This window comes from Paraburkholderia podalyriae (assembly GCF_014397785.1).
GTDB classification, from domain to species: domain Bacteria; phylum Pseudomonadota; class Gammaproteobacteria; order Burkholderiales; family Burkholderiaceae; genus Paraburkholderia; species Paraburkholderia podalyriae.
The window spans coordinates 1-25,805 of record NZ_VZQQ01000027.1; the positions used below are offsets into that span (position 1 = coordinate 1).

A 25,805-nucleotide genomic window follows, 5' to 3' on the forward strand; every position below is an offset into this window, starting at 1 on the left:
TGGGCGTGCCGACCGCGATGTTCACGCCGCTGTTCGTGATCTCGCGCACGGCAGGATGGAGCGCGCACATCATCGAGCAGCGCGTCGACAACAAGATCATCCGGCCGAGCGCGAATTACACCGGACCGGACGATCTGCCGTTCGTGCCGCTGGCGAAGCGCGTTTGAGCTGAGGCCGCGAGCTAAACTACCCGCACTGTCCGGCCGGCGCGCGAGCGAAGCGCCGCCCGACGCCGCCGGCATACCGTCCGGCGGCCGATCACCGTCCTGTCCCTACGTCATGAATACTGCCAACCGCAAACGCCTTCCGGGCACCGAACTCGACTTCTTCGATACGCGTGCCGCGGTCGATGCGATCGAGCCCGGCGCCTACGACAAGCTGCCGTACACGTCGCGCGTGCTCGCCGAAAACCTGGTGCGCCGCTGCGACCCGGTGACGCTGACCGCTTCGCTGAAACAGATCATCGAGCGCAAACGCGAACTGGATTTTCCGTGGTTCCCGGCGCGCGTCGTGTGTCACGACATTCTCGGCCAGACCGCGCTCGTCGATCTGGCGGGTCTGCGCGATGCGATCGCCGCGCAAGGCGGCGATCCGGCGCTCGTGAACCCGGTGGTGCCGACGCAGCTCGTCGTCGATCACTCGCTGGCCGTTGAATGCGGCGGTTTCGATCCGGATGCGTTCGCGAAGAATCGCGCGATCGAAGATCGCCGCAACGAAGACCGCTTCGATTTCATCAACTGGACCAAGCGCGCGTTTCGCAACGTCGACGTGATTCCGCCGGGCAACGGCATCCTGCATCAGATCAACCTCGAACGCATGAGCCCGGTCGTGCAGGTGAAGGACGGCGTCGCGTTTCCCGATACGCTCGTCGGCACCGACTCGCATACGCCGATGGTCGACGCGCTCGGCGTGATCGCGGTCGGTGTCGGCGGCCTCGAAGCCGAGAGCGTAATGCTCGGCCGCGCGTCGTATATGCGGTTGCCCGATATCGTCGGCGTGAAGCTGAGCGGCAAGCCGGGCGAGGGCATCACCGCGACCGACGTGGTGCTGTCGTTGACCGAGTTTTTGCGCAACCAGAAGGTGGTCGGCGCGTACCTCGAGTTTTACGGCGAAGGCGCGGCGAACCTGACCTTGGGCGATCGCGCGACGATCGCGAACATGGCGCCGGAGTTCGGCGCGACTGCCGCGATGTTCTACATCGACGAGCAGACCATCCGCTATCTGAGGCTGACCGGCCGCGACGACGAACTCGTCACACTGGTCGAAACCTATGCGAAGCAAACCGGCTTGTGGGCCGATACGCTGAAGCATGCCGAATACGAGCGCGTGCTCGAGTTCGATCTGTCGAGCGTGGTGCGCACGCTCGCGGGACCGTCGAATCCGCATCGCCGCTTGCCGGTGTCGGAGCTGGCCGCGCGCGGCGTCAGCGGCAAGGTCGAGAACGAGCCGGGTCTGATGCCGGACGGCGCGGTGATCATCGCCGCGATCACGAGCTGCACCAACACGAACAATCCGCGCAACATGATCGCGGCGGGCCTGGTCGCACGCAACGCGAACCGGCGCGGACTCGTGCGTAAGCCGTGGGTCAAGAGCTCACTTGCGCCTGGCTCGAAAGCGGTCACGCTGTATCTTGAAGAGGCGGGGCTGCTGCCCGAACTCGAACGGCTCGGCTTCGGCGTGGTCGCGTATGCGTGCACGTCGTGCAACGGCATGTCCGGCGCGTTGGACCCGGTGATCCAGAAAGAAGTGATCGAGCGCGATCTGTATGCGACCGCCGTGCTGTCGGGCAACCGCAACTTCGACGGCCGGATCCACCCCTACGCGAAGCAGGCTTTTCTCGCGTCGCCGCCGCTCGTGGTCGCCTATGCGATTGCGGGCACGATCCGCTTCGACATCGAGAAGGACGTGCTCGGCGTCGATGCGCACGGTCATGCGGTCACCCTGAAAGACCTGTGGCCGTCGGACGCGGAGATCGATGCGATCGTCGCGGCGAGCGTGAAGCCGGAGCAGTTTCGCAAGGTGTATGAACCGATGTTCGCGGTCTCCGCCGACACTGGCGCGCAAGCCGACCCGCTGTACGACTGGCGCGCGCAAAGCACTTATATTCGCCGTCCGCCGTACTGGGAAGGCGCGCTCGCCGGCGCGCGCACGCTGAAGGGCATGCGCGCGTTAGCCGTACTCGGCGACAACATCACGACGGACCACCTGTCGCCGTCGAACGCGATTCTGCCCGACAGCGCGGCTGGCGAATACCTGACGAAAATGGGTCTGCCCGAAGAAGACTTCAACTCGTATGCGACGCACCGCGGCGATCACTTGACCGCGCAGCGTGCGACCTTCGCGAACCCGACGCTGAAGAACGAGATGGTGCTCGAAAACGGCCAGGTGAAGGCCGGTTCGCTCGCCCGCATCGAGCCCGAGGGCAAGGTCACGCGCATGTGGGAAGCAATCGAAACGTATATGCAGCGCAAGCAGCCGCTGATCGTGATCGCGGGCGCCGACTATGGCCAGGGTTCGTCGCGCGACTGGGCCGCGAAGGGCGTGCGGCTGGCGGGCACCGAAGCGATCGTCGCGGAAGGCTTCGAGCGGATTCACCGCACGAACCTCGTCGGCATGGGCGTGTTGCCGCTCGAATTCAAGCCCGGCGTGAATCGTCTGACGCTCGGCATCGACGGCACCGAGACGTTCGACGTGATCGGCGGGCGCAAGCCGCGCGCCGATCTGACGCTGGTGATTCATCGCCGCAATGGCGAGCGGGTCGAGGTGCCGGTGACCTGCCGGCTCGATACGGCCGAAGAAGTGTCGATCTACGAAGCCGGCGGCGTGCTGCAGCGTTTCGCACAGGACTTTCTCGAATCGACCAAGGCAGCGGCCTGAACAAGGCAGGGCGATGCGGCTCGACGCGCCGCATCGCCCTTCATCAAGGAACACGTCACCTCAGGACACTTTCATGGCCCAACTTCCCCAGATCAAGATTCCGGCCACCTATATGCGCGGCGGCACCAGCAAGGGCGTGTTTTTCCGTCTGCAGGATCTGCCCGAGGCCGCGCAACGACCGGGCGCCGCGCGCGACGCGCTGCTGATGCGCGTGATCGGCAGTCCCGATCCGTACGGCAAGCAGATCGACGGCATGGGCGGCGCGACGTCGAGCACCAGCAAGACCGTGATCGTTTCGCGCAGCAGCCGGCCAGATCACGACGTCGACTATCTGTTCGGGCAGGTGTCGATCGATAACGCGTTCGTCGACTGGAGCGGCAATTGCGGCAATCTGTCGGCGGCGGTGGGACCGTTCGCGATCGGCACGGGCCTGATCGATGCGAGCCGCGTGCCGCGCGACGGCGTCGCGATCGTGCGCATCTGGCAGGCCAATATCGGCAAGTCGATCATCGCGCACGTGCCGATGACCGATGGCGCGGTGCAGGAATCCGGCGACTTCGAACTGGACGGCGTGACCTTTCCGGCCGCCGAAGTGCCGCTCGAATTCATGGCCCCGGCTGCCGACGAAGAAGGCGCGGGCGGCGCGATGTTCCCGACCGGCAACCTCGTCGACGACCTTGAAGTGCCCGGCGTCGGCACGTTGAAGGCAACGATGATCAACGCGGGTATCCCGACGATCTTCGTCGACGCTGAAGCGGTCGGCTACAAGGGTACCGAGTTGCAGGACGCGATCAATGGCGACGCGAAGGCGCTCGCGATGTTCGAGTCGATTCGCGCCCACGGCGCGCTGCGCATGGGGCTCATCAAACATCTCGACGAGATCGCGACGCGGCAGCACACGCCGAAGGTCGCGTTCGTCGCGAAGCCGGTCGATTACGTGGCGTCGAGCGGCAAGCCGGTGCGCGCGGGCGACGTCGATCTGCTGGTGCGCGCGATGTCGATGGGCAAGCTGCATCACGCGATGATGGGCACGGCCGCGGTCGCGATCGGCACCGCGGCGGCGATCGCCGGCACGCTCGTCAATCAGGCGGCGGGCGGCGGCGAGCGGGAGTCGGTGCGCTTCGGGCATCCGTCGGGCACGTTGCGCGTCGGCGCGCAGGCGAGTCTGAAGGACGGCGAGTGGGTCGTCACGAAGGCGATGATGAGCCGAAGCGCGCGCGTGTTGATGGAGGGGTGGATCAGGGTGCCGCAGCAGGGCTGAGGCGCTGTCCCCATAACCACTACTGGCGGCCGACTCGAAACCCACGCGCAGGAGGCACGATGCAGAACGGGCTGGACGCCGACGCAACGAATTCCGGCGACGGGGCGCGCGAGCTCGCGCGCGCGAAACGCGCGGTGCTCGTGATCGCAATTGCGCAATTGCTCGGTACGTCGTTGTGGTTCAGCGCAAACGGCGCGATGCGCGATCTGCAGGTCGCCTGGCAACTGAGCGCGTCGGATCTCGGCTGGCTGACGAATGCGGTGCAGGCCGGCTTTATCGTCGGGACCTTGCTGTCGGCGACCACCGGACTCGCGGATCGCGTGTCGGCGAGCAAAGTGTTCGCGGTCTGCGGCGTGCTCGGCGCAACCTTGAATGCGCTGTTCGCGCTGTGCAGCAGCGGGCTCGCGTCGGCGCTCGTGTTTCGCTTCGGCGTGGGCGTCGCGCTCGCGGGCATCTACCCGCTCGGAATGAAGCTGCTCGTCACGTGGGACCCGCGCCGCGCCGCGCAGACGCTCGCGTTGCTGGTCGCGATGCTGACGCTCGGCACGGCGTCGGTGCATGCGATTCGCGCGCTGCTGTCGAGCGTGCCGTGGCAAACCGTGGTGCTCACTTCGTCGGTGCTCGCGGTGATCGGCGCGCTGCTGGTGCTCGCGCTCGGGGAGGGACCGCACGCGCGGCGCTCGGGCAACCGTCGTTTCGGTTTGTCGGCGGGCGTTGGGCAGGTCGTGCGCATCAGCGAGTTTCGCGCGGCCGCGCTCGGTTATTTCGGTCACATGTGGGAGTTGTACGCGTTCTGGACGCTGACGCCGCTACTCGTGCAGCGCGCGTTCGCGAGCGGCGCGCCGGCGGCGCCGGGCACGGTCGCGTTGTGGTCGTTCCTGATCATCGCGATCGGTGCGCTCGGCTGCCTGTTCGGCGGCAGGCTCAGCAAATCGGTCGGCAGCGCGCGTACCGCCGCCCTCGCGTTGACGATCTCGGGCACGCTGTGCGCGATTTATCCGCTGACCAGCGCGCTCGGCACCGCCGCGCAGCTTGCACTGCTTCTCGTGTGGGGTATCAGCGTGATCGCCGATTCGCCGCAGTTTTCGGCGCTGTCCGTCAAGGCGTGTCCGGCCGACAAGATCGGCGGCGCGTTGACGCTGCAGAACAGCTTCGGCTTTTTCCTGTCCGCGTGCTCGATCCTGTGGTCGACGAGCGTATTTCATGCGCTCGATGAGCGCGTCGCGTGGCTGCTGCTGCCAGGGCCGATCATCGGTCTGATCGCAATGACGCCGCTGTTGCGCAAGCAGCCACGCTGGTGAGGCTCGCGGTGCGTTAGTTGCCGCCGTGCTCTTTTTGCCAGCGCTGCATGAACGCGATTTCCTCGCGCTGCGCCTTGACGATATTGCGCGCGAGCCGCTTGATCTCCGGGTCTTTGCCGTATTTCAATTCCGCCTGCGCCATGTCGATCGCACCCTGATGATGCGGGATCATGTGCGCGACGAAATCCCTGTCGGCGTCGCCGGTGTATTCCGGGGCGTTCATGTCATGCATCATGCGCTCGTCGGCCGCCTTGAAGGCTCGTGTCGATCCGCCCGCGTCCGCATGCGCCGAATCCGGCATGTCCATGCCGGGCATGCCCTGTTGTTGCGCGTGAGCGGGCAAAGCCGCCGCCGCGAATGCCAGACCGCCAGACACACAGAGAGCGCGCAGCGCACGAAGGTTTTTCATATTGGTTTTCCATTGATGAAGAGGGTGGCGAAGTGATCCGCGCGATTCTAGCGGGCACGTCGCACATCGTGGAGCTTTCTACCGTGGTAAGGTCAAGTGAAGGCAAAGAAATGCCCGCCTATAATCAAATGCAACCGCAACGAGGCTGACAGCATGTACATCGCGATGAACCGCTTCAAAGTGGCGCCCGGCTCCGAGGACGCCTTCGAACATCTGTGGACCACGCGCGACACGCATCTGAAAGAGGTGCCGGGCTTCGTCGAATTCCATTTGCTGAAGGGACCGCGCAAGGACGATCACGTGCTCTATTCGAGCCATACGATCTGGCGCGACCTTGCGTCGTTCGAGGCATGGACGAAGTCCGACGCGTTTCGCGCCGCGCATCGCAGCGCCGGCAACGAAAACCGCGTGCTGTATCTCGGCCATCCGGAATTCGAAGGCTTCGAAGTCATCCAGACCGTCAGGTAGCGCGGTACTCGCGCTTGCGCGCCACTCGTCAAGGAACGAAAACATGAAAGCCGTCAGAATTGGTTCGCCCGCCACCGTCGATAGCCTGCAGGTCGTCGATCTCGCCGATCCTGGTCAGCCCGAGGCTGGGCAGATTCGCGTGCGCATTCGCGCGAGTTCGTTGAACTACCACGACTACGGCGTCGTCTGCGGCAATCTGCCGGCCGAAGCGGGCCGCATTCCGATGGCCGATGGCGCGGGCGTCGTCGAAGCAGTCGGCGCAGGCGTGCGCGATTTCAAGGCCGGCGATCACGTGGTGTCGTGCTTCTTCCCGCACTGGGAAAACGGTTCGCCGGCGATCGGCGATTTCGCGACCACCCCCGGCGACGGCATCGACGGTTACGCGCGCGAAGTCGTCGTGCTGCCGAGCCACTACTTCACGCAGGCGCCGGCCGGCTACAGCCACGCCGAAGCGGCGACGCTGACCACGGCGGGGTTGACCGCGTGGCGCGCGCTGGTCGTCGATGGTCAGTTGAAGGCGGGCAGCAGCGTGCTCGTGCTAGGCACCGGCGGCGTGTCGATCTTCGGCTTGCAGATGGCGAAGGCGATGGGGGCGTCGGTGATCGCGACGTCGTCGTCGAATGCGAAGCTCGCGAAGCTGCGCGAACTCGGTGCCGATCATGCGATCAACTATCGTGACAATCCCGAGTGGGGCAAACAGGTGCGTCACCTGACGAATGGGCGCGGCGTCGATCACGTGATCGAGGTGGGGGGGCCCGGCACGCTGCCGCAGTCGATCACCGCATGCCGCATCGGCGGACATATCGCGCTGATCGGCGTGCTGACCGGCCGCGAGGGTCCGGTGCCGACCGCGCATCTGATGGCGCGGCAGCAGCGCCTGCAAGGCTTGATCGTCGGCAGCCGGCAGGATCAGATCGATATGGTGCGCGCGCTGGAGACGACCGGCATCAAGCCGGTGATCGACAGCACGTTCGAGCTGGACAAACTCGCCGATGCGTTCCGGCACGAGGCATCGGGTGCGCATTTCGGCAAGATCTGCGTGGCGATCTGAGCACCGAACATTCGCGGTGCGCCTCGCATGGCGCGCGCGACGGCTTCAGGTCAGGCGCGCGTCGCAAGGTCCGCGAAACAGACACTGGTCGCCTCGCAGGCCTGCGTGAACCCTTCGTCGTAACTCGTGAAAAACACCGCGCGCGTTGCGCCGAGCGTTCTGAACAGATCGGCGAGCACCGCGCGCGCGGACGCGTCGAGTCCGCCGGCCGGTTCGTCGGCGATCAGCACGCGGGTCTCGCCGAGCGCGGCAGCCGTCAGAAACACCTTTTTGCGGCTGCCATACGACATCTGCTCGAAGCGTTTGTCTAGATGCGGCGCGAGGCCGAAGCGTTCGGCGAGCGCGAGCACGTCGTCGCTGAGCGCGGTGTGTCGCGCCGCCGCGACCGCGCGCAGATAATCGCGGCCGCTTTGCTCGAGCCAGCTCATGCTGTCTTCCGGCACGTACGTGAGCAGTGCTTGCGCGGCATGCGGCGCGGCGCGCAGCGAATGGCCGCCGAGCCATACGTCGCCGGTATCGGCTTCCAGCGCGCCGGCGAGGATGCCGAGCAAAGTCGACTTGCCGCTGCCGGATTCATCGTTTAACGCGACGCATCCGGACGTCACGTCTAAATGCAGTCCTTCGAACAGGACGCGGTCGCTATAGCGCTTGCTGAGGTTGTCGAATCGAAGCATGGGTTGGCGCGCAAAAGGCGATCTGAACGCGGCGCAACGTCGCGCCGCATTTGATGCGGGTCATTTCGCGGCAGTGTAGCAGCGCGCACCGGCTTCTTTTGCGCCGTTACGCTGACGCCCGCGGCTCCAGCAAAAACTCCACCATCCGTTCGCACACGCGATCGAACATTTGCGCGCCCGTCACGGTACGGCAGCCGCGCGCGCGTGCCGCTTCGATCAGCGGCGTGAGCGGCGGTTTCGTGACGACGTCGCCGACGAAAGTCGTGGCGGGCAAGCGAGCGACGTCGATCGGCAACGGATCGCCCGCGCGCATGCCGAGCGGTGACGCGTTGACGACCACGTCGTATGTCGTCAAGCCGAGTTCAGTACCCGTGCCGTGCGCCGCGCCACGGCCGAGCGCATTGAGCCGCGCGGTCAGCGAGCCGGTGCGTGCCACGTCGTTGTCGTGTACGTCGAGCGAGCCGACCCCGCGCAGAATCAGCGCATGGCCGATCGCCGAGCCCGCGCCGCCCGCGCCGACCAGCAGCGCGCGTTTGCCCTGTAGCTCGCAGCCCGCGGCGACGAGCGCGGCGACGAAGCCGGTGCCGTCGAACATGCCGCCGTGCCAGCCGCCTTCAGCGTTGCGGCGCAGCGTGTTGACCGCGCCGAGGAACGCGGCTTCTTCGGCGAGCGTCGCGCAATAGCTCGCGGCGCTGAATTTGTGCGGCACCGTGATGATCACGCCGTCGACGTTGCGCACCGGCGTGATGCCCGCGAAGAACGCGGGCAGATCGGCGGCCGCGACGTGCGCGGGCACCACCAGCGCATCGCGGCCGGCCGCGCGCAACGCGGCGGTCACGCCCGACGGCGAGCGTACCTGCGCAATCGGATCGCCGACGATGAAATACACGCGCGTTGCGCCGCTGAGACCCGTGTCGAGCGACGCCGCGAACGAAGCGATTTCAGCCTGCTGCATAGTCGAATCTCCTCAATGGGTGCCCAACCCGAGCGGCGCGATCGACGGCATCGCGCTGAATCGGAACCACGACACGGACATCCTGACTCAATGGCGGGCTATTTTCAGATCATTATGCGGTCCGCATTTCGCCGTTGTCTCAGTAACTTTGACTGATTTTAATTGGGGTGCGGTTAGATATAGACATTTAAAAATACGCACTGCTTTTTACGCTGATAAACTGTGCGCCGGAGCCAATGCGGCGACGCCTTTCGCGCGTTCGCCGCGTTACCCTTCCGGCGTGTCGACGGCCGGATAGCGGTACGAGTAGGCCTTTTCCGCGAATTCGACAGACGCGTACCTACCGTATACTGCCTTCGGCCAACGCGGATCACCAGGACGCACGTGTTGTCGTCCTTCTGGATTGTCCTCAACGCCACGTCCATGTGGCGCTTCGCCTCAGCCGATTTTTCCGCAGACTCCACTTCCGATTTCGACACGTATTTTTGACAGACAGCTTGATTAAGTAAGGGCTTGTTCAAGCCCGCATTTTGGAAATGACTCATGAAGCCGGGAAATAAATCGCTTGTGAAAGGACGCGCACGCAAAATCGCGGTGGCGGCTGTGGCGGCGCTGATCGCGGTGCTGGTCGGTTGGGGCGTGTGGTATTTCCAGCATCGCGCCGAGCCGCAGACGTCCGCGCTGAGCGGCGTCGCGAGCCAGATGCGTCACGATGCATCCGCGTGGACGCACGAAGAGAAAGACGCCTCGACGATGCTGCGCGACATTCACGCAGCGAACGTCGCGGCGGTCGGCGTGAGTCCCAACGCGATTCTCGTGTCGCTGCGCGACGGTTCGAAGTACTTCGTCACCGATCACAACGCGACCTTCTCGCACGCGCTGCTGCTGGGCGAGCGCTCCGATGCCGCCGCGTATCAGCTCGTGTGGCTGCCCGACGTCGACATTCGCAGCGACGGCGCGCGTTGGACTCTGCTGTTCGGGCAGTTGCGCGACGCGTTGAGCGTGCTGCTGCCGCTCGCGCTGATCGGCGGCATGGCGTGGTTCATGAGGCGCGAGATGAAGGGCGGCGCGAAGCTGCTCAGCGAAACGCCGACGCTGCGTTTCGACGATGTGATCGGCGCGAATGAAGCGAAGGCTGCGCTCGCCGACATTCGCGGTTACCTGTCCGATCCAAAGCAGTTCTCGTCGCTGGGCGTGCGCGCGCCGTGCGGCATCCTGATGGTCGGCGCGCCCGGCGTCGGCAAGACCCGGCTCGCGCAGGCGCTGGCCGGCGAATGCGGGGCGAACTTCATTTCGATCACCGGCAGCTATTTCAGCGCGAAATACTACGGCGTCGGTATCCAGAAGGTGCGGCACCTGTTCGAACTCGCGCGCAAGAACGCGCCGACGGTGATCTTCATCGACGAAGCGGACGGTCTCGCGAAGCGCACCGACACCGGCGGCGGTCCGGTCGAAGCCGAAAGCAACCGGATCATCAACCAGCTGCTCGCGGAGATGGACGGTTTCGAATCGAACGAGGGCGTGATCGTCGTGGCCGCGACCAACCATCCCGACAATCTCGACGAAGCATTGCGCCGCCCCGGCCGTTTCGATCGTACGGTGCAGGTGCGTCTGCCGGATCGCGAAGACCGCGCCAGGATTTTCCGTTTCTACGCGCAGCGGCTCAAGTCGAAAGCGGCGGATATCGACTACGACCAGCTCGCGCGTTTGACGACTGGACTGTCGCCGGCCACCGTCGCGATGGTCGTGAATCAGGCGGGACTGATCGCGCGCAAGGCGGGCGATAACGAAATCGCCGCGAAGCACTTCATGGAAGCGATCAAGATCGCGCGCATCGGCGACGTGAGCGGCGCCGAGCGCGCGCTCACCGAGGACGAGCGCAAGCGCATCGCGGTGCATGAGGCGGGGCACGGTCTGGTCGCCGCGCTGCTCGGTACTGGCGTGCTCGAGGAAGTGACGATCCTGCCGCGTGGCGGCGCGCTGGGCGTCGCGCTGATTACGAAGGCGCAGGACAAGCACCTGTACCGCGAAACGGAAATCCGTAACGAAATCCAGGTGCTGCTCGGCGGACGCAACGCGGAGATTCTGATGTTTTCCGAAGCATCGAGCGGCGCAGCGTCGGACTTGCAGGAGGCCTCACGTATCAGCCTCGACATGGTGTCGAAGTTCGGTTTCAACAGCGACGGTGACCTGTTCAGTCTCGCGGCGCTGCCGTCGCAGTACGCGGGCCTGCAAATGAGGAGCGCGATCGAGCAGGCGAACGTGCTGCTCAAGGAACTCAACGAACTTTGCTACGGGTTACTGCACGCGTACCAGCCGGTACTGCGCGACGTTTCAGATCAGTTGCTCGAGCACGAGACCGTGCCGGGGGAAACGGTCTATCGGCTCATCGCCGAGCACAAGAGCACGCTGGAGATCGTGCACGAGCCCGCGGCGGCTTGACGGAACACTGGGACTTTTCAGGCGACCTCGGAAGCCACGTTCTCCGCCGCTTTCAATGCCGATTCGCCTCGCGCCTTCGCCCGCAGAATCGGTGCCTCGATCAACCGCCACGACAGCAATGCAATGCCAAGCGAAATCGCAAAGGACACGACGATACCAAGCGCATGTGCCCACGTCGGCACGGTGCCCCCAAAGAACGCTTCGGCATGACGGTTATGCGTCGGATCGGGGATCAGGTTGTGATACAGATAAAAGCCGTAACTGATACGCCCGAGACCGGCGAGCCAACGTGTCTGCAGTAGGCCCATCACGGCTGCATTGCGGCAACACGCGATCGACGTCACCAGCGCCGCGATACCGATTCCGTACGTTGCACTGATCGCGGTAAACAGCAACGGATCGTCGAGCATGTTCCATCTCGGCTCCGCCGCGCATAAACCGATCACGACGAGACTCAGCGTGAACAGCGTCAGGCCATGACCGAGCCAGGCACGCACGCGGCCGCGATCGTCCGAGATGATCCCACCACCGACGCCGCCTAACGCGAGCAACCAGACATTGCTCAACGGGTGCGTATAGAGGGTGATCTCGTCCCAATGCGCGGCACGCATCGCGAACAACGCAGCGAGGCCGAGCGCCACGATCGCCCAACATGCCGCTCGATGTCGCCGCGTCGCGAGCAGCAGTAACAGCGGCGCAACCACCAGATAGAACTGCTCCTCGATCGCGAGGCTCCACAAGTGCGAATAGCGGCCCGGCCAGTAGCGCAGCACCGAGCCGATCCAGAAGTTCGACAGATACACGAAGTGAAACGGCATGCCGCTCGCGAGTTCCGGATTCGCGAGGCCGAATGCCATCAGCACGCACATCACGACGAGCATCAGGTAATAGATCGGAAAGATGCGCATCGTGCGACGAAACAGAAAGCGCCCGAGTTCGGCGCCGAAGCGGCTGTCGCCCGATTCGATGCGGGCGCGCTGCGACGACAGGATGCCGATGATCAAAAAGCCGCTCAGCGCAAAGAAGATCCATACGCCGAGATGCCCGATCTCGCCGATGTCGCCGAACAGTCGATGTTGCAGAAACACCATCATCACGGCGATCGCGCGCAATCCATCGAATCCGGCAATTCTGTTTTTCATAAACCTCTATTCGCAAAGCGGCGGAAAAGCACGAAAACATCGTACGGGGAAAAAAAGCGAAAAAAATCGCAGCGTGTGCTCGATGATTTATTTTCGAGCCTCGCGTGCGTCCATCAGTACGGGCGTCCCTGTGTCGTGCATGAAAAGCCGCAAAACTTTCCGCGCGATCGTTAAACAAGCACCGAGTCTTACCAGTCGCCAACTTTTCGATTTCAGATTGCCGTTGCGAAAGCGAACCTCAAAGGCGGCTTGTCAGCGCCTTTGCTCGCGGCATAGGCGAGGCATGGGAACGATCCGGTCTGTTGTGGTTCACACGAGATTGGGCCGCTGATGCGTGTCCATTGACGTCCTTGCGTGCCGTCGGCGCGCATTCTTCGAGAAGACGAATGGAAACCCCAAGCCGTGGTCGTGGACGATCCGTCGAAGTCGATTTCTTTCGCGGTGTCGTGCTGATCGTCATCGTGCTCGATCACATTCCCGGCAGCACGCTATCGCACCTGATGCTGCACGCGTACGCGTTGTGCGATGCGGCCGAGGTGTTCGTGTTTCTCGGCGGCTATGCATCGGCGGCGGCGTATACGGCGGTGCTTGCGCATCGCGGCGAAAACGCGGCGAAACTGCGCTTCGTCAAACGCTGCTGGGAGATTTATCGCGCGTATTTGTTGACGGCGATGCTGTCGCTGGTGTCCGGCGCGATTCTCGCGCGGCTCGATCTGAATCGGCCCATGGTAGAAATGAGCGGCTGGCTGCCGTTCGCATCGCAGCCGTGGCGGGACGCATTCGATATCGCGTTGTTTCGCCGGCAACCGTATCTGTCCAGCGTGCTGCCGATGTACGTGCTGTTTGCGCTAGGTGTGCCCGTGATGGTGCCGCTCGCGCGCCGCTCGGCATCGCTCGCGCTCGCCGTCAGCCTCACGGTGTGGGCCGGCGCGCGGCCGCTCGCCGCGTTATTCAGCATTGACGATGTTGCCGGCTGGGCTTTTAATCCGTTTGCGTGGCAACTGATGTTCGTGCTCGGCATGGTGTGCCGCGTGCGGCCGATGCGCGAGTGTTTTCATACGAGCCACGCCGCGCAGTGGTTCACGCGCGTCGCGGTGATCGCGGTGCTTGCGTTCGCGATCGTCAAACTTTTCGTGCTGACGCAGTCTTTGCCCGGCACGCACAAACAGAATCTTTCCGTGGAACGTGTGATCAATTTCATCGTCATCGCGTGGCTCGCCGCCCGGTTCGTGCGGAGGGGCAGCATCGCGTGGCTCGCAAGGCGGTTGCCCGCCGTGGTGACGGTCGGGCGCGCCGGGCTCGTATGCTTTGTGACCGGCACGCTGGTGTCACTGATCATCGACACGGCGACTCCGCACACGTTTCACGGGTTTCGCGGGGTGCTGCTCGGGCTCGGCGGCGACCTCGCCGCGATCGGCGCGCTGCTGATGATCGCACGCGGCTGGAGCGGGCGGAGGGGGCAACAATCGGGCGCGCAGGCGAATGGCGCGGGTTACGGATGACGCGGCGCGAGCGCGTCGCGCGCATCACGACCACGATGCGCGCGACGCGCAGGTTCGTTGGGCTCGCCACCGTGATGAGCGTCGCCGTGCTCGCGTGGCTGGCGATGCATCGCACGGCCGCGGTGGCCAAAGAAACGTCGTTTGCGATGCACTGCGCGGAGATTGCTGGCGCGGTGCTGTCGCCCGACCTGATCGAGATGCCGACGGCCGGCGCGTTGATCGAAAGCGCGGCGATGATCGGCGCGACCGCGCCGGGCAATCAGCAAGGGGGCGAGTACTGCCGCATCACGGGCCGCATCAAGGCACTGAATCCGACGACGCCCGACATCCGCTTCGATCTGAATCTGCCGCGTCGCTGGAACGGCCGAGCGTTGCAGATCGGCGGCGGCGGGTACAACGGCGTGATCGTCAGCGGCACCGGCGTGATGCCGTTCTGGCCGGATCGCGCGCCGCTCGCGCGAGGCTATGCGACGTTCGGCGACGACTCGGGGCATGTCGGCGATTCGTCGCTCGCGGAGTTTGGTCTCGTCGATGAGGCGGTGACGAACTTCGGCTACGCGCATCTGAAGAAGACGCACGACGTCGCGCTCGCCTTGATCGCGCGCGCGTACGGCAGGCCGCCGCAGCGCATGTATTTTGCCGGCGGCTCGACGGGCGGCCGCGAAGGCTACACGGTGATGCAGCGCTTCCCCGACGACTACGACGGCGTGATCGCCAATTTACCCGCGCTGAATTTTTCCGGCGTGCGACTGATCGGCGTGAAGCTCGGCCAGGCCGAATACGGCAAGCCGGGCGGCTTCGTGCCGCCGGCGCTGCTCGAGCGCGTCTATCAACGAACGCTCGAGGTGTGCGACCGGCTCGATGGCACGGCGGACGGCATCGTCAGCGACGTCGAAGCGTGTCGTGCGCACGAATCGCAAATCATCGATTCGCTGCGTTGCGCGCTGCACGCTTCATCGCCCGATGCGTGTCTGACCGATGCGCAACTGGCCACCTTGCTGGTGATGCGTGACGGGCTATCGCTGCCCTATCGGCTCGCGTGGGACGTGAGCGGCTATCGCGGCTACAACGTGTTCCAGGGCACGCAACTGACGGGCGCGCTCGGGCTCGCGCATGAACCGCGGCGTCAACCGGTGCCGACCTTCTATGCGAACGGCTATCTGTTCTCGCAAGGCGACGGCTATCTGCGCTACTTCGTCGCGCGCGATGCTCACTTCGATTCGTTGACGTTCGATCCGCAACGGCCCGGCAAATATCGCGCGCAACTATTCGCGCTGTCGGGCGCGATCGGCTCGATGAACCCGGACCTGTCACGCTATATCGCGCACGGCGGCAAGCTGATCACACTCCAAGGTCTCGCCGACGAAGTGATCAGCCCGAATCAGACGATCGCGTATCACGACGCGCTGATCGCGCGCTTCGGAAAGGACGAGGTCGATGGTTTCATGCGGCTCTACATGGTGCCGGGTTTTCAGCATGGCAACGGCGTATTCATTCCATCGGTCGATCTGCTCGGCGCGCTCGACGCATGGGTCACGCGCGGCGTCGCGCCCGACACGTTGACGGCCACCGATCTCGCCGCGGCGACGAATGGACGCTCGCGGCCGCTGTGCCGCTATCCCGGCTTCCCGCGCTATGTCGGCAAAGGCAATGTAAATCTGGCGAGTAGCTTTGTTTGTGCGCAGCCTTAAGGTTTGAGTCGTCGCAGCGCCTGTTTGGACGCGCGAACCGCGCAATCAAAACGGCGACGCGGCAACCTGATGCCGCGTCGCCCGGCGAAGCTCAACAGCCGTTACTGCCCGTCCTCCATCGCGCCGTTGTTCATGCCGTTGCCGGTCCCGCTGCGGGTGCCGTTGTTCATGCCTTTGCTCATGCCGCGCGTCGAACGATCGGTCGTCGCGCCATTCGGCGTTGCGCCGGTGCCGGTGCCCATACCGCCGCCTGTGCCGGTCACACCCGGCGAGCCGTAGCCGGCGCCGGAGTTGTCCGGAGTACGGACCGAGTTGGTGCCGACGCCCGGTGTGGCCGTGCCGCCCGCGCCGCCCGTCGTGCCGCCACCGGCGCCGACGCCGGCGCCGGTGGCGCCCCGGCCCCCGCCATCGCCGCTCATGCCGCCGGCATTACCGCCAGCACCGGCACCCGCGCCGCCACCGGCCTGCGCGTAGACGCCGCCCGACAAGGCCATCACGAGCGCGGAAGCAAAAATCGTCCTGGTCATGCGTTTCATGATTTACCTCCGTGAAAAGGGTTGATGTCACGCAAGCGCGTGGTCGCTCGCATGATCGGAATGTCGCAAGGGGTGTGCCTCAAACGTTCGAATCCCGTCTTGGAGCCCATATGTGCAGAGCAATAGTTACCTCAGCCGCCATTGCCGCCAGGTAAAATCGCCGCCCAGCGCCATTGCGTGCGCTGCACGCTTTCGCACTTTCCATTACATTGCGGATGCGGCGCGCCCGTTCGCGCCGTTTCCCATCATTTAACAGCGGTGTCTGCCATCATCGAGTCCATGCAGCCAATCGTTTCGGTCACGAATCTGTCGAAAACCTATGCCGGCGGTTTTCAGGCATTGAAGAACATCAATCTGGCGATCAACCGTGGAGAGATCTTCGCGCTGCTCGGGCCGAACGGCGCGGGCAAGACCACGCTGATCAGCATCGTCTGCGGCATCGTTAACGCGAGCGAAGGCAGCGTGACGGTGGACGGCCACGACATCGGCGCCAACTACCGCGCGGCCCGCTCGCTGATCGGCCTCGTGCCGCAGGAGCTGACCACCGACGCGTTCGAAACCGTCTGGGCCACCGTGTCGTTCAGCCGCGGCCTGTTCGGCAAGCCGAAGAACCCCGCTTACATCGAGAAAGTGCTGCGCGACCTGTCGCTATGGGAGAAGCGCGACAACAAGATCATCACGCTGTCGGGCGGCATGAAGCGGCGCGTGCTGATCGCGAAGGCGCTGTCGCACGAGCCGCGCGTGCTGTTTCTCGACGAACCGACCGCCGGCGTCGACGTCGAGTTGCGGCGCGACATGTGGAAGCTCGTGCGCTCGCTCGCGGCGAGCGGCGTGACGATCATCCTGACCACGCATTACATCGACGAAGCCGAGGAGATGGCCGAGCGCATCGGCGTGATCAATGCGGGCGAAATCATGCTGGTCGAAGAGAAGACCGAGCTGATGCGCAAGCTCGGCAAGAAGCAGTTGACGCTGCAACTGGAGAGCCCACTCGACGTGCTGCCGGCTTCGCTCGCCGGCTACGGGCTCGCGGTCGTGAACGGCGGCAACGAACTGACCTACACCTATGAAGGCGAGGGCGGCCGCACCGACATCATCGCGCTGCTGAAATCGCTCGACGACACCGGCATCCGCTTCAAGGACCTGCACACCACGCAGAGTTCGCTCGAAGACATTTTCGTCGGCCTGCTGCGGGGAAACCAATGAACATCTACGCAATGCGCGCGATCTACAACTTCGAAATGGCGCGCACGTGGCGCACGCTGATGCAGAGCATCATCGCGCCGGTGATTTCCACTTCGCTTTACTTCGTCGTGTTCGGCTCGGCGATCGGCTCGCGTATCAAGGAAGTGGAGGGTATCAGCTATGGCGCGTTCATCGTGCCGGGGCTGATCATGCTGTCGCTGCTGTCGCAAAGCATCGCGAACGCATCGTTCGGGATTTATTTTCCGCGTTTCACCGGCACGATCTACGAACTGCTGTCGGCGCCGGTATCGTATCTGGAGATCGTCGTCAGCTATGTGGGCGCGGCGGCCACCAAGTCGATCCTGCTCGGGCTCATCATTCTGGCGACCGCTGGGTTGTTCGTGCCGTTGCAGATCATGCATCCATTCTGGATGGTGCTGTTTCTCGTGCTGACGGCCGTCACGTTCAGTCTGCTCGGCTTCATCATCGGCATCTGGGCCGACAGCTTCGAAAAGCTGCAACTGGTGCCGCTCCTGATCGTCACGCCGCTGACGTTCCTCGGCGGCGCCTTCTACTCGGTGGACATGCTGCCGCCGTTCTGGCACGGCGTCACGCTGTTCAATCCGATCGTCTATCTGGTCAGCGGTTTTCGCTGGAGCTTCTATGAACTGGGCGACGTCGACGTCGGCCTCAGTCTCGGCATGACACTGCTTTTTCTCGCCGTGTTCCTCGTGATCGTCGGCTGGATCTTCAGGACCGGCTATCGATTGAAAAGCTGATTAGACCGCGCGATTAGCATAGGGCGCGACAGCGAAAAGCTGTCGCGCCCTCTTCATCGATACTCGGCGACGCCAACTACGACAGATACGCCTGCGCGACATTGATCAGCTGCACGCGGTTGCGCACGTTGAACAGCTGCCGCAAGCGTCGCAGATGATAGTCGACGTTATGCGGCGATAGCCCGAGGAAATAGGCGATTTCCTTGTCACGTTGCCCCTGCACGACGGCCTTCAGCACCGCATGCTGCAGCTTGCTCAGCGCGACGCGCTGCTGCTGCGCGGGCGCGATGCCGATCACGCTTTTCGCGTGAGTCCAGATGAACTCGTGAATCGTGTGCGCGAACATCAGCGTTTCCGCGACGATCGATTCGGTCATCCAGCGCGGGTTGCCGATCTCCGAGTTGAAGCACAGGCTCGCGCTCAGCTCCGGCTCGGGCAGCGGCATCTGCGTGAGAATGCCGCTCTTGCGGCCGGTCGCTTCGAGCATATCGATCAGAGCGCCGAGCCGCTCGCTGCGCAACTGCGCGCGCGGCAACTCGGCGCGCAGATCCGCGGTATTCCACAGAAACGGCATGCCGGTCGGCGACGCCAGCGAGACACGCGGGTCGAGTTCGAAATAGCGTTCGCGGAAATAGCGCGTGAGCCACGCCTGCGACTCGTAGCTCGTCAACACGAACATCGTCTTGTGATGCGACGACGTGCGCGTGGCGGTATAGCTGAACGAGTCGAAGCCCAACTGCCTGATGCGCTGGCGCACGAACTCCATGCGGTCCTGCGCGCTGCCGAACCGTCCCAGCGGACTGATCAGCGGCGCGGCCCGGCACGCCGCGGGCGACGGCGTGCCGATCTCCTCCTCGGTGAACAGAGTCAGAAAGCCACTGCGCGTCGCACCATTCGCGGCGCGCAGAGACGTCTTCGATGCTTCAGCCGCGTGGGCTGATTTCGCGGCGTGCCGCACGCCGGCCGGGTAAGCCGGTTGGGCGGATGCCGCTCTCGGGTTTGCTGCCGACGCGTGCCCGGCTTCGCCTTGCGGCGAGCCGGTCAGCCATTGCGGCAGCGTATCGCATTCATGTTCCATGAAACGGTAGCTCCGGCGTTCTAAACGCGTGAAAGACGACAACCTCAATGATTAGCGATTTCGTGAAATGTCGGTAGCCGGTTCCTTGCTATCATTTTTGTGATCTTGCGCTGACAGTGGACCGGCAATACGGGTACGGCGGCGCTTCTCCTTCCATACGGCACCTCCTTCGAAGGGATCTGATGGCACGAATTCCCAAGCTCACGACGACGCTCGCCTACGACCGCTACATGGCCGGCCAGCGCCTCGTGTCGAGCGTGGATCGCGAGTGGCGGCATCTGGTGCTCCGCGCGTATCTCGAGCCGGTGCGGCAAGACCTGCTCGAAGCGCCCGGTCTGCGCGACTTCACGCTGATGACGCTCGCGAGCGGCGCCGAGCATCTCGAACGCAACCTCGGCGGACGCTGGGAAAGCGCCGAGATGCGCGTGAACGACCTGTGGTTCGTGCCGTCCACGCCGATCTCGTGGCGCTGGCATTCGATCAGCGACGAGCCGTTGTCTACGTTGCACGTGCACATCGAGCGCGCTTTGATCGACAGCGTCGCGCAACAGATGGGCCTCGACGCGTCGCGCGAACTGTCGCTCGGCGACGCGATGCGCTTCAACGATCCGCTGATCGCCGCGATGCTTGCCGCGCTGCATCGCGCCGCCCGCGATCCGGCCGATTCGCGTCTGTACGTCGATACGCTGGTTCACGCTCTCGCCGCGCACCTGCTGCAGCACTATTCGAGCGGCAACGACGCGCGACGCGGCAGCGCGACGCGACCGGAACGGCTGGTGCCGCGCCGGATCTGGCGAGTGACCGACTACATCCGCGCCAATCTCGCCGAAGATCTGGCGATCGCCGAACTGGCCGAGCAGGCTGGCCTAAGCAGTTTTCATTTTGCTCGGGTGTTTCGCCGCGAAACCGGGGAGACGCCGCATCAGTTCGTCACGCGCTTGCGGCTCGACGAAGCGGCGAGGCTGCTGCGCGCGACGGATCGAACCGTGCTGCAAATCGCGCTCGAAGTGGGCTTCGAGAATGCCGGTCATTTCTCGGTGCGGTTCAAGCGCGGCTATGGCGTGACGCCGCTCGCCTATCGACTGCGCGGCTAGGACGCATGCCGGCCGCAGCCTGCCTGCGCCCGCCGCGACGGCGAGCTTTTTCCAGTCGGAATCACGCACTTGCGCAGTGTGCGTTGCATTGCGCGGCTTGCAAACTACGAACTTTCGTGGCGGCGCGCCGTGGAAGCTGGCATGGCTGGCCGCTCAAGCCCTGGCGGCTGGGCCGGCCGCCCGCGACTGGCGCGGTCTAACTGGCCTGACCGGAGTACGGGCAACTGTATCTGTCGAAGCCTTGCATCGGACGACAGAATCGAATCGCCTTTGAACCTCCTCACACACCGGAAGAACCGCGATGACCCGACTCAAAATGACCGCCTGCGGCCACACCTTTATCGCCGAAACCCATCCCGATGCGCCGCGCACCGTGGCCGCGTTCCTGAAGCTGCTGCCGTATCGGCAGAAGCTGATCCACGTGCGCTGGAGCGGCGAGGGCTGCTGGGTGCCGCTCGGCGAGTTCAAGCTCGAAAACGACGGCGTCGCGGTCGGCTTCGAGAATCACACGAGCCATCCGTCGGTCGGCGATATCCTGTTCTATCCGGGCGGCTATAGCGAGACCGAGATCATCCTCGCGTATGGCTCGTGCTGCTTCGCGAGCAAGCTGGGGCAGCTCGCGGGCAATCATTTTCTGACGATCGTCGAAGGCAAGGAGAAGTTGCGCGAGCTCGGCACGAAGGTGCTGTGGGACGGCGCGCAGCAGGTGGTGTTCGAGAGGCTTTAAGCGGTCGGTATTTCCCTGCTGGGCATGGGCAATGCTGGTCGAAGAGCCGCGTACCGATCAGGCGCCGATCGCGCGCGTGAAGCACTCGACACCGTCTGGCCCCGCCCGGCGAGGAGGAGCAAATGCGAGGAATAAGTGACAAGGTATGCGCTGTAGTTTTTGCCATGTCAACCGTATTGCTCTCGGCCTGTGGCGGGGGCGGCAACGGCGGTGGCGGAACTGGTAGCGGCAGCAGTACGGCGGCCGGGCCGGCCGGCGGCGTCAAGCTGCAGGTGGTGTCGTTTGGCGACAGCCTGTCGGACGTCGGGACCTATGCACCGCTCGCGAGCGCGGTGAACGGCGGGCGTTTCACGACCAATCCCGGTCAGGTATGGGCTCAGGACGTCGCGCAGTACTACGGCGATACGCTCAGCGCGGCGTTCACGATCGATCTCACGCACAAGCTGAGTGCGCAGAGCGGCCTCGGTTACGCGGAAGGCGGCTCGACGGTGGCGACACCGGCGAACCAGTACGAATACCTGAACGACGTGATCGGCAACATCGAAATGCCGGTCAATCAGCAGTTGTCGAGCTATCTGAGGGCTCACGGCAGCTTCAACGCCAATCAGCTCGTGCTCGTGTGGGCGGGCTCGAACGATGTGCTTCGCGCCGGCAACCTGCCCGCCGCGGCGCCGATCGTGCAGGCGGCGGCCACGACGCTCGCCCAGCTCGTCGGGCAGATCGTGCAGAACGGCGGCGCGCATGTGGTGGTGATCAATCTGCCGAATATCGGGCTGTCGCCGAAGGGGCTCGCTTCGGCCGATGGTGGCGCGAACCTCACGCAGTTGTCGCAGCTTTTCAACGGTACATTGAATACCGCGTTGCAAGCCGATGGGTTGCAGTCGAAAGTGATCGAGGTCGATTCGTACACTTGGACGAATCAGGTCATCGGAAACTTCCAGGCGAACGGGTTTGCCGTGTCGAATACGGGCCAGGCCTGCGATGCCAGGAAAACGCCCGATGACACCGCGCTGCTATGCTCGCCGGCGACCTATGTCACTGCCAATGCGGATCAGACTTACATGTTCGCCGATGATCTTCATCCGACGACGCATATGCATACGTTGTTTGCGCAGTTCGTCGAGCAGCAGATCGCGCGCAGTGGGTTGGGGCAGTGAAAGGGCGGTGTGGCTAGCCGGCGCGGCACGCCGCTCGCACCCTGAACGCACCCTGAGCGCACCCCGCCCGTCAACCAGGCCGGAGTGCGCACGCCATCAGAGCATCACTTGAACAGCTTCATCGCCTGCGTCAACGTATTGATCACGCCCCACGCAAGCGGAATCATCACGTACAGCCAGAACACCGCGAGCTTCGCCTTGTTGGTCGGATGGACGGTTTGAACGGTCGACATACGGATCTCCTCACGCGCCCTTGGCGACTTGTGCATCGGTCATGTGGTGCTTCGCATCCACGCGCTTGACCAGCAGGTTGCAGATAAAGCCGATCACGAGCAGCACGGCCATGATGTGCACGGTCATCGTGTACGCGTCCGCTTTCGCGACACCGTTCGCGACTTCATACGCGCGGATGTAGTTGACGAGCACCGGACCCGCGACGCCCGCGGCGGCCCACGCCGTCAACAAACGCCCATGAATGCCGCCGACGAACGTCGTGCCGAACATGTCGGCGAGATAGGCCGGCACCGTCGCGAAGCCACCACCGTACATCGACAGGATGATGCAGTACGTCAGCACGAACAGCGCGATCTGTCCGTTCGCGGCAAAGCTCGGCACGAGGTAGTACAGCACCGCGCCGAGCACGAAGAAGATGAAGTAGGTGTTCTTGCGGCCGACCCAGTCAGACGCCGACGCCCACACGAAACGCCCACCCATGTTGAACAGCGACAGCAGCCCGACGAAGCCGGCCGCGGCCACCGGCGTCACTGTGTTCTTGAAGCTCTCCTGGATCATCACCGAGGCCTGGCCGAGAATGCCGATGCCAGCCGTCACGTTCAGGAACAGCACCAGCCAGATCAGATAGAACTGCGGCGTCTTCAGCGCCTGATCGATATGCACGTGGTTGCTCGTGATCAGCCGGTGCTGGGTGGCTGCGGGCGGCGTCCAGCCGGCCGGCTTCCAGTCGGCGGGCGGCACGCGGATCGCGAGCGCGCCGATCGTCATCGAGATGAAGTAGACGATGCCGAGCACGACGAAAGTCTCCGCGACGCCCACGCTGGTCGCGCTATGAAAGTGGTTCATCAGCGCGACCGACAACGGCGCGGCGATCATCGCGCCGCCGCCAAAGCCCATGATCGCCATGCCGGTCGCCATGCCGCGGCGGTCCGGAAACCAGCGGATCAGCGTCGACACCGGCGACACATAACCGAGCCCCAGCCCGATGCCGCCGATCACCCCGTAGCCGAGGTATAGCAGCACGATCTGATGCAGATACACACCGAGCGCGGACACGAGGAAGCCGCCGCCAAAACAGCACGCGGCCGTGAACATCGTGCGGCGCGGACCGACGTGTTCGAGCCACTTGCCCGCGAAGGCTGCCGATAAACCGAGGAACACGATTGCAAGCGAAAAGATCCAGCCGAGCGCGGTCAGCGACCAGTCATCGGGCGCGGACTGCGTGATGCCGATCACTTTGGTCAGCGGTCCGTTGAATACCGAGAACGCATAGGCCTGACCGATGCACAGATGCACGGCGAGCGCGGCGGGCGGGACCATCCAGCGCGAAAAGCCGGGCTGTGCGATCGTGGCCTGTTTGGAAAAGAATGGGGCTGAGCCTCGTTGGCCGCCCGGTTCGCTGATACTGCTCATAGGTGGGTCTCCTTCTCGTCGTTCTATCGACGGCGCGTCGTGGATATTTATGAGGCGGCGCAGTGTAACGCGCCCGGGCCGTCTCGTCATGCTATGTACTTTTATTTCATATGACGCGTGTTCACACACCGGATATCGCGCCTGGCTCGACAATAGGACCTGAATGACGGCTCGGCAATATGAAGTGCGCAGTCATAAGGTGCGATCCTGGGGAAACGCTGGGGCGAACATGAAAGCGCAAGGCGCTATGCCAAGCCAGCAAAAAAACGAGCCGCGCGGAGAAATGCGGCGCAAAAGCCAACGGGCCGGCGCGGACTCTTCGCCGCGCCGGCCCGACGTGTGTCGACGGTGAATTGCGCACGTGTCAATCGATGCTGCGTCCGGTCTTCATGCGTGCTGCAACGAGTACCGAAATCAGACAGCCGATCGCCAGATAGGCGGCCACCGGATGCCACGAGCCGCCCGCGAAGCTGACCAGCGCAACCGCGATGAAGGGCGTGAAGCCGCCGCCGACCACGCTCGCCACCTGATAGCCGACACCCGCGCCGCTATAGCGGTACTCGGTGCCGAACAGCTCGGTGAACATCGGCTGCTGCACGCTGACGACCATGTCGTGCGCGATGTTGGCGAGCATCACCGCGAACACGACGATCCATACGGTCGAACGCGCTTCGAGCGCGACGAAGAACGGCACCGCGCTGAACACGCCGACCAGTGCGCCAATCATGTAGATGCGACGGCGACCGAAGCGGTCCGCGAGCCACGCGAAGCACGGAATCGTCACGCAGCTGAGCGCGCCGACGACGAAGCCGATCGTCAGGAAAAACTCGCGCGGCATGTGCAGGTTCGTGGTCGAGTAGCTCAGCGCGAATGCGGTCACGATGTACATCGTGAACAGCTCGGCGAGCCGCAGCGCGATGATCAGCAGGAAGGCCTTCGGATGGCGCAGCAGCGCTTCGACGATCGGCAGGCGCACGCGGCGCTCGCCATGCTGGCCGACTTTCTCGACGAACTCCTGCGACTCCTCCATGCTCGAGCGGATCCACAGCGCGATCAGCACCAGCACCACGCTGAACAGGAACGGCAGACGCCAGCCCCAGTTGAGGAACGCGGCGTTGTCCATCGAGCGGCTGATCAGCGCGACGAGTCCCGTCGACAGCACGAGCCCGACGCCGTAGCCGACCTGCACGCCGCTGCTGTAAAAGGCCTTCTTTTTCTCGGGCGCGCTTTCGACGGCCATCAACGCCGCGCCGCCCCATTCGCCGCCGACCGCGAAGCCCTGGATCGCGCGCAGCGTGACGAGCAGTACCGGCGCCAACCAGCCGATCGTCGAAAACGCCGGCAGCAGACCGATCGCGGCCGTCGACAGACCCATCATCATCACCGTGAGCACGAGCATGCGCTTGCGTCCGAGCCGGTCGCCGTAGTGACCGAACACGAAGCCGCCGAGCGGTCGGAATAGAAAGCCGACGCCGAAGGTCGCGAACGCGGCGAGCGTGCCCATCGCCGGGCCGACGTTGGGGAAGAACTCGGCGTTGAACACCAGCGCGGCGACGATGCCGTAGAGCAGGAAGTCGTACCAGTCGACCACGGCGCCGATAAAGCTGCCGAGTGCGGCCTTGCGAGCCTGACTGCGCGCATTGCGGTGAGTGGCCACGGCGGCCTGTGGGTGGGTAGTGCTCATCATGTCTCCTCAGTCTTGCGGGTACGCGAACGGATCGGGCCGCGCCGGCAGGGCGTTTGACGCGAGTGAGCCGCAACGGGATGTCCGGAAGATTAATGACACGAGACGAATTTCACAATCCGCGCGATCGGCAAAATGCGCGATC

23 protein-coding genes are annotated in these 25,805 nt (G+C 64.2%); 14 read left to right on the forward strand and 9 right to left on the reverse strand.

Annotation, left to right across the window (positions count from 1 at the left end; all coding sequences use genetic code 11):
* The 4 genes from F6X42_RS26295 to F6X42_RS26310 all read left to right on the forward strand — a co-directional run.
* On the forward strand, positions 1-167 hold a 167-nt coding region (locus F6X42_RS26295; RefSeq protein ID WP_281394045.1), incomplete at its 5' end, for a citrate/2-methylcitrate synthase.
* Positions 168-279: 112 nt separating this feature from the next.
* Positions 280-2,877, forward strand: coding sequence for a Fe/S-dependent 2-methylisocitrate dehydratase AcnD (gene acnD, locus F6X42_RS26300; RefSeq protein ID WP_187636996.1), 2,598 nt, complete (start codon positions 280-282; stop codon positions 2,875-2,877).
* A 73-nt stretch (positions 2,878-2,950) separates the two neighbouring features.
* Positions 2,951-4,138 (forward strand): 2-methylaconitate cis-trans isomerase PrpF, encoded by a 1,188-nt coding sequence (gene prpF, locus F6X42_RS26305; RefSeq protein WP_187636997.1) that lies wholly within the window; start codon positions 2,951-2,953, stop codon positions 4,136-4,138.
* A 59-nt stretch (positions 4,139-4,197) separates the two neighbouring features.
* Positions 4,198-5,439, forward strand: a complete 1,242-nt coding sequence (locus F6X42_RS26310; protein ID WP_187636998.1) for an MFS transporter — start codon at positions 4,198-4,200, stop codon at positions 5,437-5,439.
* A 13-nt stretch (positions 5,440-5,452) separates the two neighbouring features.
* Here F6X42_RS26310 and copM read toward each other — a convergent pair whose 3' ends face one another.
* Positions 5,453-5,848 (reverse strand): CopM family metallochaperone, encoded by a 396-nt coding sequence (gene copM / locus F6X42_RS26315; RefSeq protein WP_187636999.1) that lies wholly within the window; start codon positions 5,846-5,848, stop codon positions 5,453-5,455.
* A 153-nt stretch (positions 5,849-6,001) separates the two neighbouring features.
* Between copM and hmuQ the strand changes: the two genes are divergently transcribed.
* Together hmuQ and F6X42_RS26325 are read left to right on the forward strand one after the other, a co-directional pair.
* Positions 6,002-6,316, forward strand: a complete 315-nt coding sequence (hmuQ, locus tag F6X42_RS26320; protein ID WP_187637000.1) for a heme-degrading protein HmuQ — start codon at positions 6,002-6,004, stop codon at positions 6,314-6,316.
* 43 nt (positions 6,317-6,359) lie between these two features.
* Positions 6,360-7,367 (forward strand): zinc-dependent alcohol dehydrogenase family protein, encoded by a 1,008-nt coding sequence (locus F6X42_RS26325; protein ID WP_187637001.1) that lies wholly within the window; start codon positions 6,360-6,362, stop codon positions 7,365-7,367.
* A 50-nt stretch (positions 7,368-7,417) separates the two neighbouring features.
* Here F6X42_RS26325 and F6X42_RS26330 read toward each other — a convergent pair whose 3' ends face one another.
* Positions 7,418-8,041 (reverse strand): ABC transporter ATP-binding protein, encoded by a 624-nt coding sequence (locus tag F6X42_RS26330; protein WP_187637002.1) that lies wholly within the window; start codon positions 8,039-8,041, stop codon positions 7,418-7,420.
* A 106-nt stretch (positions 8,042-8,147) separates the two neighbouring features.
* Complete coding sequence (locus F6X42_RS26335) at positions 8,148-8,996, reverse strand: shikimate dehydrogenase family protein (protein ID WP_187637003.1); 849 nt, start codon at positions 8,994-8,996, stop codon at positions 8,148-8,150.
* Positions 8,997-9,539: 543 nt separating this feature from the next.
* Between F6X42_RS26335 and F6X42_RS26340 the strand changes: the two genes are divergently transcribed.
* Positions 9,540-11,438, forward strand: a complete 1,899-nt coding sequence (locus tag F6X42_RS26340; RefSeq protein ID WP_187637004.1) for an ATP-dependent metallopeptidase FtsH/Yme1/Tma family protein — start codon at positions 9,540-9,542, stop codon at positions 11,436-11,438.
* Positions 11,439-11,455: 17 nt separating this feature from the next.
* On the opposite strand, the gene F6X42_RS26345 is transcribed toward F6X42_RS26340, so the two are convergent.
* Positions 11,456-12,580, reverse strand: a complete 1,125-nt coding sequence (locus tag F6X42_RS26345) for an acyltransferase family protein (RefSeq protein WP_187637005.1) — start codon at positions 12,578-12,580, stop codon at positions 11,456-11,458.
* Positions 12,581-12,966: 386 nt separating this feature from the next.
* Between F6X42_RS26345 and F6X42_RS26350 the strand changes: the two genes are divergently transcribed.
* Positions 12,967-14,082, forward strand: coding sequence for an OpgC domain-containing protein (locus F6X42_RS26350; RefSeq protein ID WP_187637006.1), 1,116 nt, complete (start codon positions 12,967-12,969; stop codon positions 14,080-14,082).
* A gap of 35 nt (positions 14,083-14,117) precedes the next feature.
* The gene (locus tag F6X42_RS26355) at positions 14,118-15,773 is read left to right on the forward strand and encodes a tannase/feruloyl esterase family alpha/beta hydrolase (protein WP_187637079.1); all 1,656 of its coding nucleotides are present in this window, start codon (positions 14,118-14,120) and stop codon (positions 15,771-15,773) included.
* A 101-nt stretch (positions 15,774-15,874) separates the two neighbouring features.
* Here F6X42_RS26355 and F6X42_RS26360 read toward each other — a convergent pair whose 3' ends face one another.
* Entirely contained in the window at positions 15,875-16,309 is a 435-nt protein-coding gene (locus F6X42_RS26360) for a hypothetical protein (protein WP_187637007.1), read from the reverse strand.
* A 279-nt stretch (positions 16,310-16,588) separates the two neighbouring features.
* Here F6X42_RS26360 and F6X42_RS26365 point away from each other — a divergent pair, with 279 nt between their 5' ends.
* Both F6X42_RS26365 and F6X42_RS26370 read left to right on the forward strand, forming a co-directional pair.
* Positions 16,589-17,515 carry an ABC transporter ATP-binding protein gene (locus tag F6X42_RS26365; RefSeq protein ID WP_187637008.1) on the forward strand — a complete coding sequence of 309 codons (927 nt, stop codon included), beginning with the start codon at positions 16,589-16,591 and terminating at the stop codon, positions 17,513-17,515.
* The gene (locus F6X42_RS26370) at positions 17,512-18,273 is read left to right on the forward strand and encodes an ABC transporter permease (protein ID WP_187637009.1); all 762 of its coding nucleotides are present in this window, start codon (positions 17,512-17,514) and stop codon (positions 18,271-18,273) included. Before F6X42_RS26365 ends, F6X42_RS26370 begins: the two co-directional genes overlap by 4 nt.
* 76 nt (positions 18,274-18,349) lie before the next feature.
* Here the strand turns inward: F6X42_RS26370 and F6X42_RS26375 are convergent, their stop codons facing one another.
* Complete coding sequence (locus tag F6X42_RS26375; RefSeq protein ID WP_187637010.1) at positions 18,350-19,351, reverse strand: helix-turn-helix transcriptional regulator; 1,002 nt, start codon at positions 19,349-19,351, stop codon at positions 18,350-18,352.
* A gap of 182 nt (positions 19,352-19,533) precedes the next feature.
* Between F6X42_RS26375 and F6X42_RS26380 the strand changes: the two genes are divergently transcribed.
* The 3 genes from F6X42_RS26380 (at position 19,534) to F6X42_RS26390 (ending at position 22,329) form a co-directional block, all read left to right on the forward strand.
* Positions 19,534-20,445: a helix-turn-helix domain-containing protein gene (locus F6X42_RS26380; protein ID WP_187637011.1), complete on the forward strand. Its 912-nt coding sequence runs from the start codon at positions 19,534-19,536 to the stop codon at positions 20,443-20,445.
* Between the two features lie 301 nt (positions 20,446-20,746).
* The gene (locus F6X42_RS26385; RefSeq protein WP_187637012.1) at positions 20,747-21,172 is read left to right on the forward strand and encodes a DUF3830 family protein; all 426 of its coding nucleotides are present in this window, start codon (positions 20,747-20,749) and stop codon (positions 21,170-21,172) included.
* 122 nt (positions 21,173-21,294) lie between these two features.
* Complete coding sequence (locus F6X42_RS26390) at positions 21,295-22,329, forward strand: SGNH/GDSL hydrolase family protein (protein ID WP_187637013.1); 1,035 nt, start codon at positions 21,295-21,297, stop codon at positions 22,327-22,329.
* Between the two features lie 104 nt (positions 22,330-22,433).
* On the opposite strand, the gene F6X42_RS26395 is transcribed toward F6X42_RS26390, so the two are convergent.
* From F6X42_RS26395 to shiA, 3 genes are all read right to left on the reverse strand, one after another.
* On the reverse strand, positions 22,434-22,562 hold the full coding sequence (locus tag F6X42_RS26395; protein WP_187637014.1) for an MFS transporter small subunit: 129 nt from the start codon (positions 22,560-22,562) through the stop codon (positions 22,434-22,436).
* A gap of 10 nt (positions 22,563-22,572) precedes the next feature.
* Entirely contained in the window at positions 22,573-23,976 is a 1,404-nt protein-coding gene (locus F6X42_RS26400) for an L-lactate MFS transporter (RefSeq protein WP_187637015.1), read from the reverse strand.
* Between the two features lie 364 nt (positions 23,977-24,340).
* Entirely contained in the window at positions 24,341-25,660 is a 1,320-nt protein-coding gene (shiA, locus tag F6X42_RS26405) for a shikimate transporter (RefSeq protein WP_187637016.1), read from the reverse strand.
* Positions 25,661-25,805: the final 145 nt, after the last annotated feature.

Coding starts and splice junctions, on each gene's coding strand:
- acnD (WP_187636996.1), top strand. CDS start 280: ATGAATACTGCCAACCGCAAACGCCTTCCGGGCACCGAACTCGACTTC.
- prpF (WP_187636997.1), top strand. CDS start 2,951: ATGGCCCAACTTCCCCAGATCAAGATTCCGGCCACCTATATGCGCGGC.
- F6X42_RS26310 (WP_187636998.1), top strand. CDS start 4,198: ATGCAGAACGGGCTGGACGCCGACGCAACGAATTCCGGCGACGGGGCG.
- copM (WP_187636999.1), bottom strand. CDS start 5,848: ATGAAAAACCTTCGTGCGCTGCGCGCTCTCTGTGTGTCTGGCGGTCTG.
- hmuQ (WP_187637000.1), top strand. CDS start 6,002: ATGTACATCGCGATGAACCGCTTCAAAGTGGCGCCCGGCTCCGAGGAC.
- F6X42_RS26325 (WP_187637001.1), top strand. CDS start 6,360: ATGAAAGCCGTCAGAATTGGTTCGCCCGCCACCGTCGATAGCCTGCAG.
- F6X42_RS26330 (WP_187637002.1), bottom strand. CDS start 8,041: ATGCTTCGATTCGACAACCTCAGCAAGCGCTATAGCGACCGCGTCCTG.
- F6X42_RS26335 (WP_187637003.1), bottom strand. CDS start 8,996: ATGCAGCAGGCTGAAATCGCTTCGTTCGCGGCGTCGCTCGACACGGGT.
- F6X42_RS26340 (WP_187637004.1), top strand. CDS start 9,540: ATGAAGCCGGGAAATAAATCGCTTGTGAAAGGACGCGCACGCAAAATC.
- F6X42_RS26345 (WP_187637005.1), bottom strand. CDS start 12,580: ATGAAAAACAGAATTGCCGGATTCGATGGATTGCGCGCGATCGCCGTG.
- F6X42_RS26350 (WP_187637006.1), top strand. CDS start 12,967: ATGGAAACCCCAAGCCGTGGTCGTGGACGATCCGTCGAAGTCGATTTC.
- F6X42_RS26355 (WP_187637079.1), top strand. CDS start 14,118: ATGCGCGCGACGCGCAGGTTCGTTGGGCTCGCCACCGTGATGAGCGTC.
- F6X42_RS26360 (WP_187637007.1), bottom strand. CDS start 16,309: ATGAAACGCATGACCAGGACGATTTTTGCTTCCGCGCTCGTGATGGCC.
- F6X42_RS26365 (WP_187637008.1), top strand. CDS start 16,589: ATGCAGCCAATCGTTTCGGTCACGAATCTGTCGAAAACCTATGCCGGC.
- F6X42_RS26370 (WP_187637009.1), top strand. CDS start 17,512: ATGAACATCTACGCAATGCGCGCGATCTACAACTTCGAAATGGCGCGC.
- F6X42_RS26375 (WP_187637010.1), bottom strand. CDS start 19,351: ATGGAACATGAATGCGATACGCTGCCGCAATGGCTGACCGGCTCGCCG.
- F6X42_RS26380 (WP_187637011.1), top strand. CDS start 19,534: ATGGCACGAATTCCCAAGCTCACGACGACGCTCGCCTACGACCGCTAC.
- F6X42_RS26385 (WP_187637012.1), top strand. CDS start 20,747: ATGACCCGACTCAAAATGACCGCCTGCGGCCACACCTTTATCGCCGAA.
- F6X42_RS26390 (WP_187637013.1), top strand. CDS start 21,295: ATGCGAGGAATAAGTGACAAGGTATGCGCTGTAGTTTTTGCCATGTCA.
- F6X42_RS26395 (WP_187637014.1), bottom strand. CDS start 22,562: ATGTCGACCGTTCAAACCGTCCATCCGACCAACAAGGCGAAGCTCGCG.
- F6X42_RS26400 (WP_187637015.1), bottom strand. CDS start 23,976: ATGAGCAGTATCAGCGAACCGGGCGGCCAACGAGGCTCAGCCCCATTC.
- shiA (WP_187637016.1), bottom strand. CDS start 25,660: ATGAGCACTACCCACCCACAGGCCGCCGTGGCCACTCACCGCAATGCG.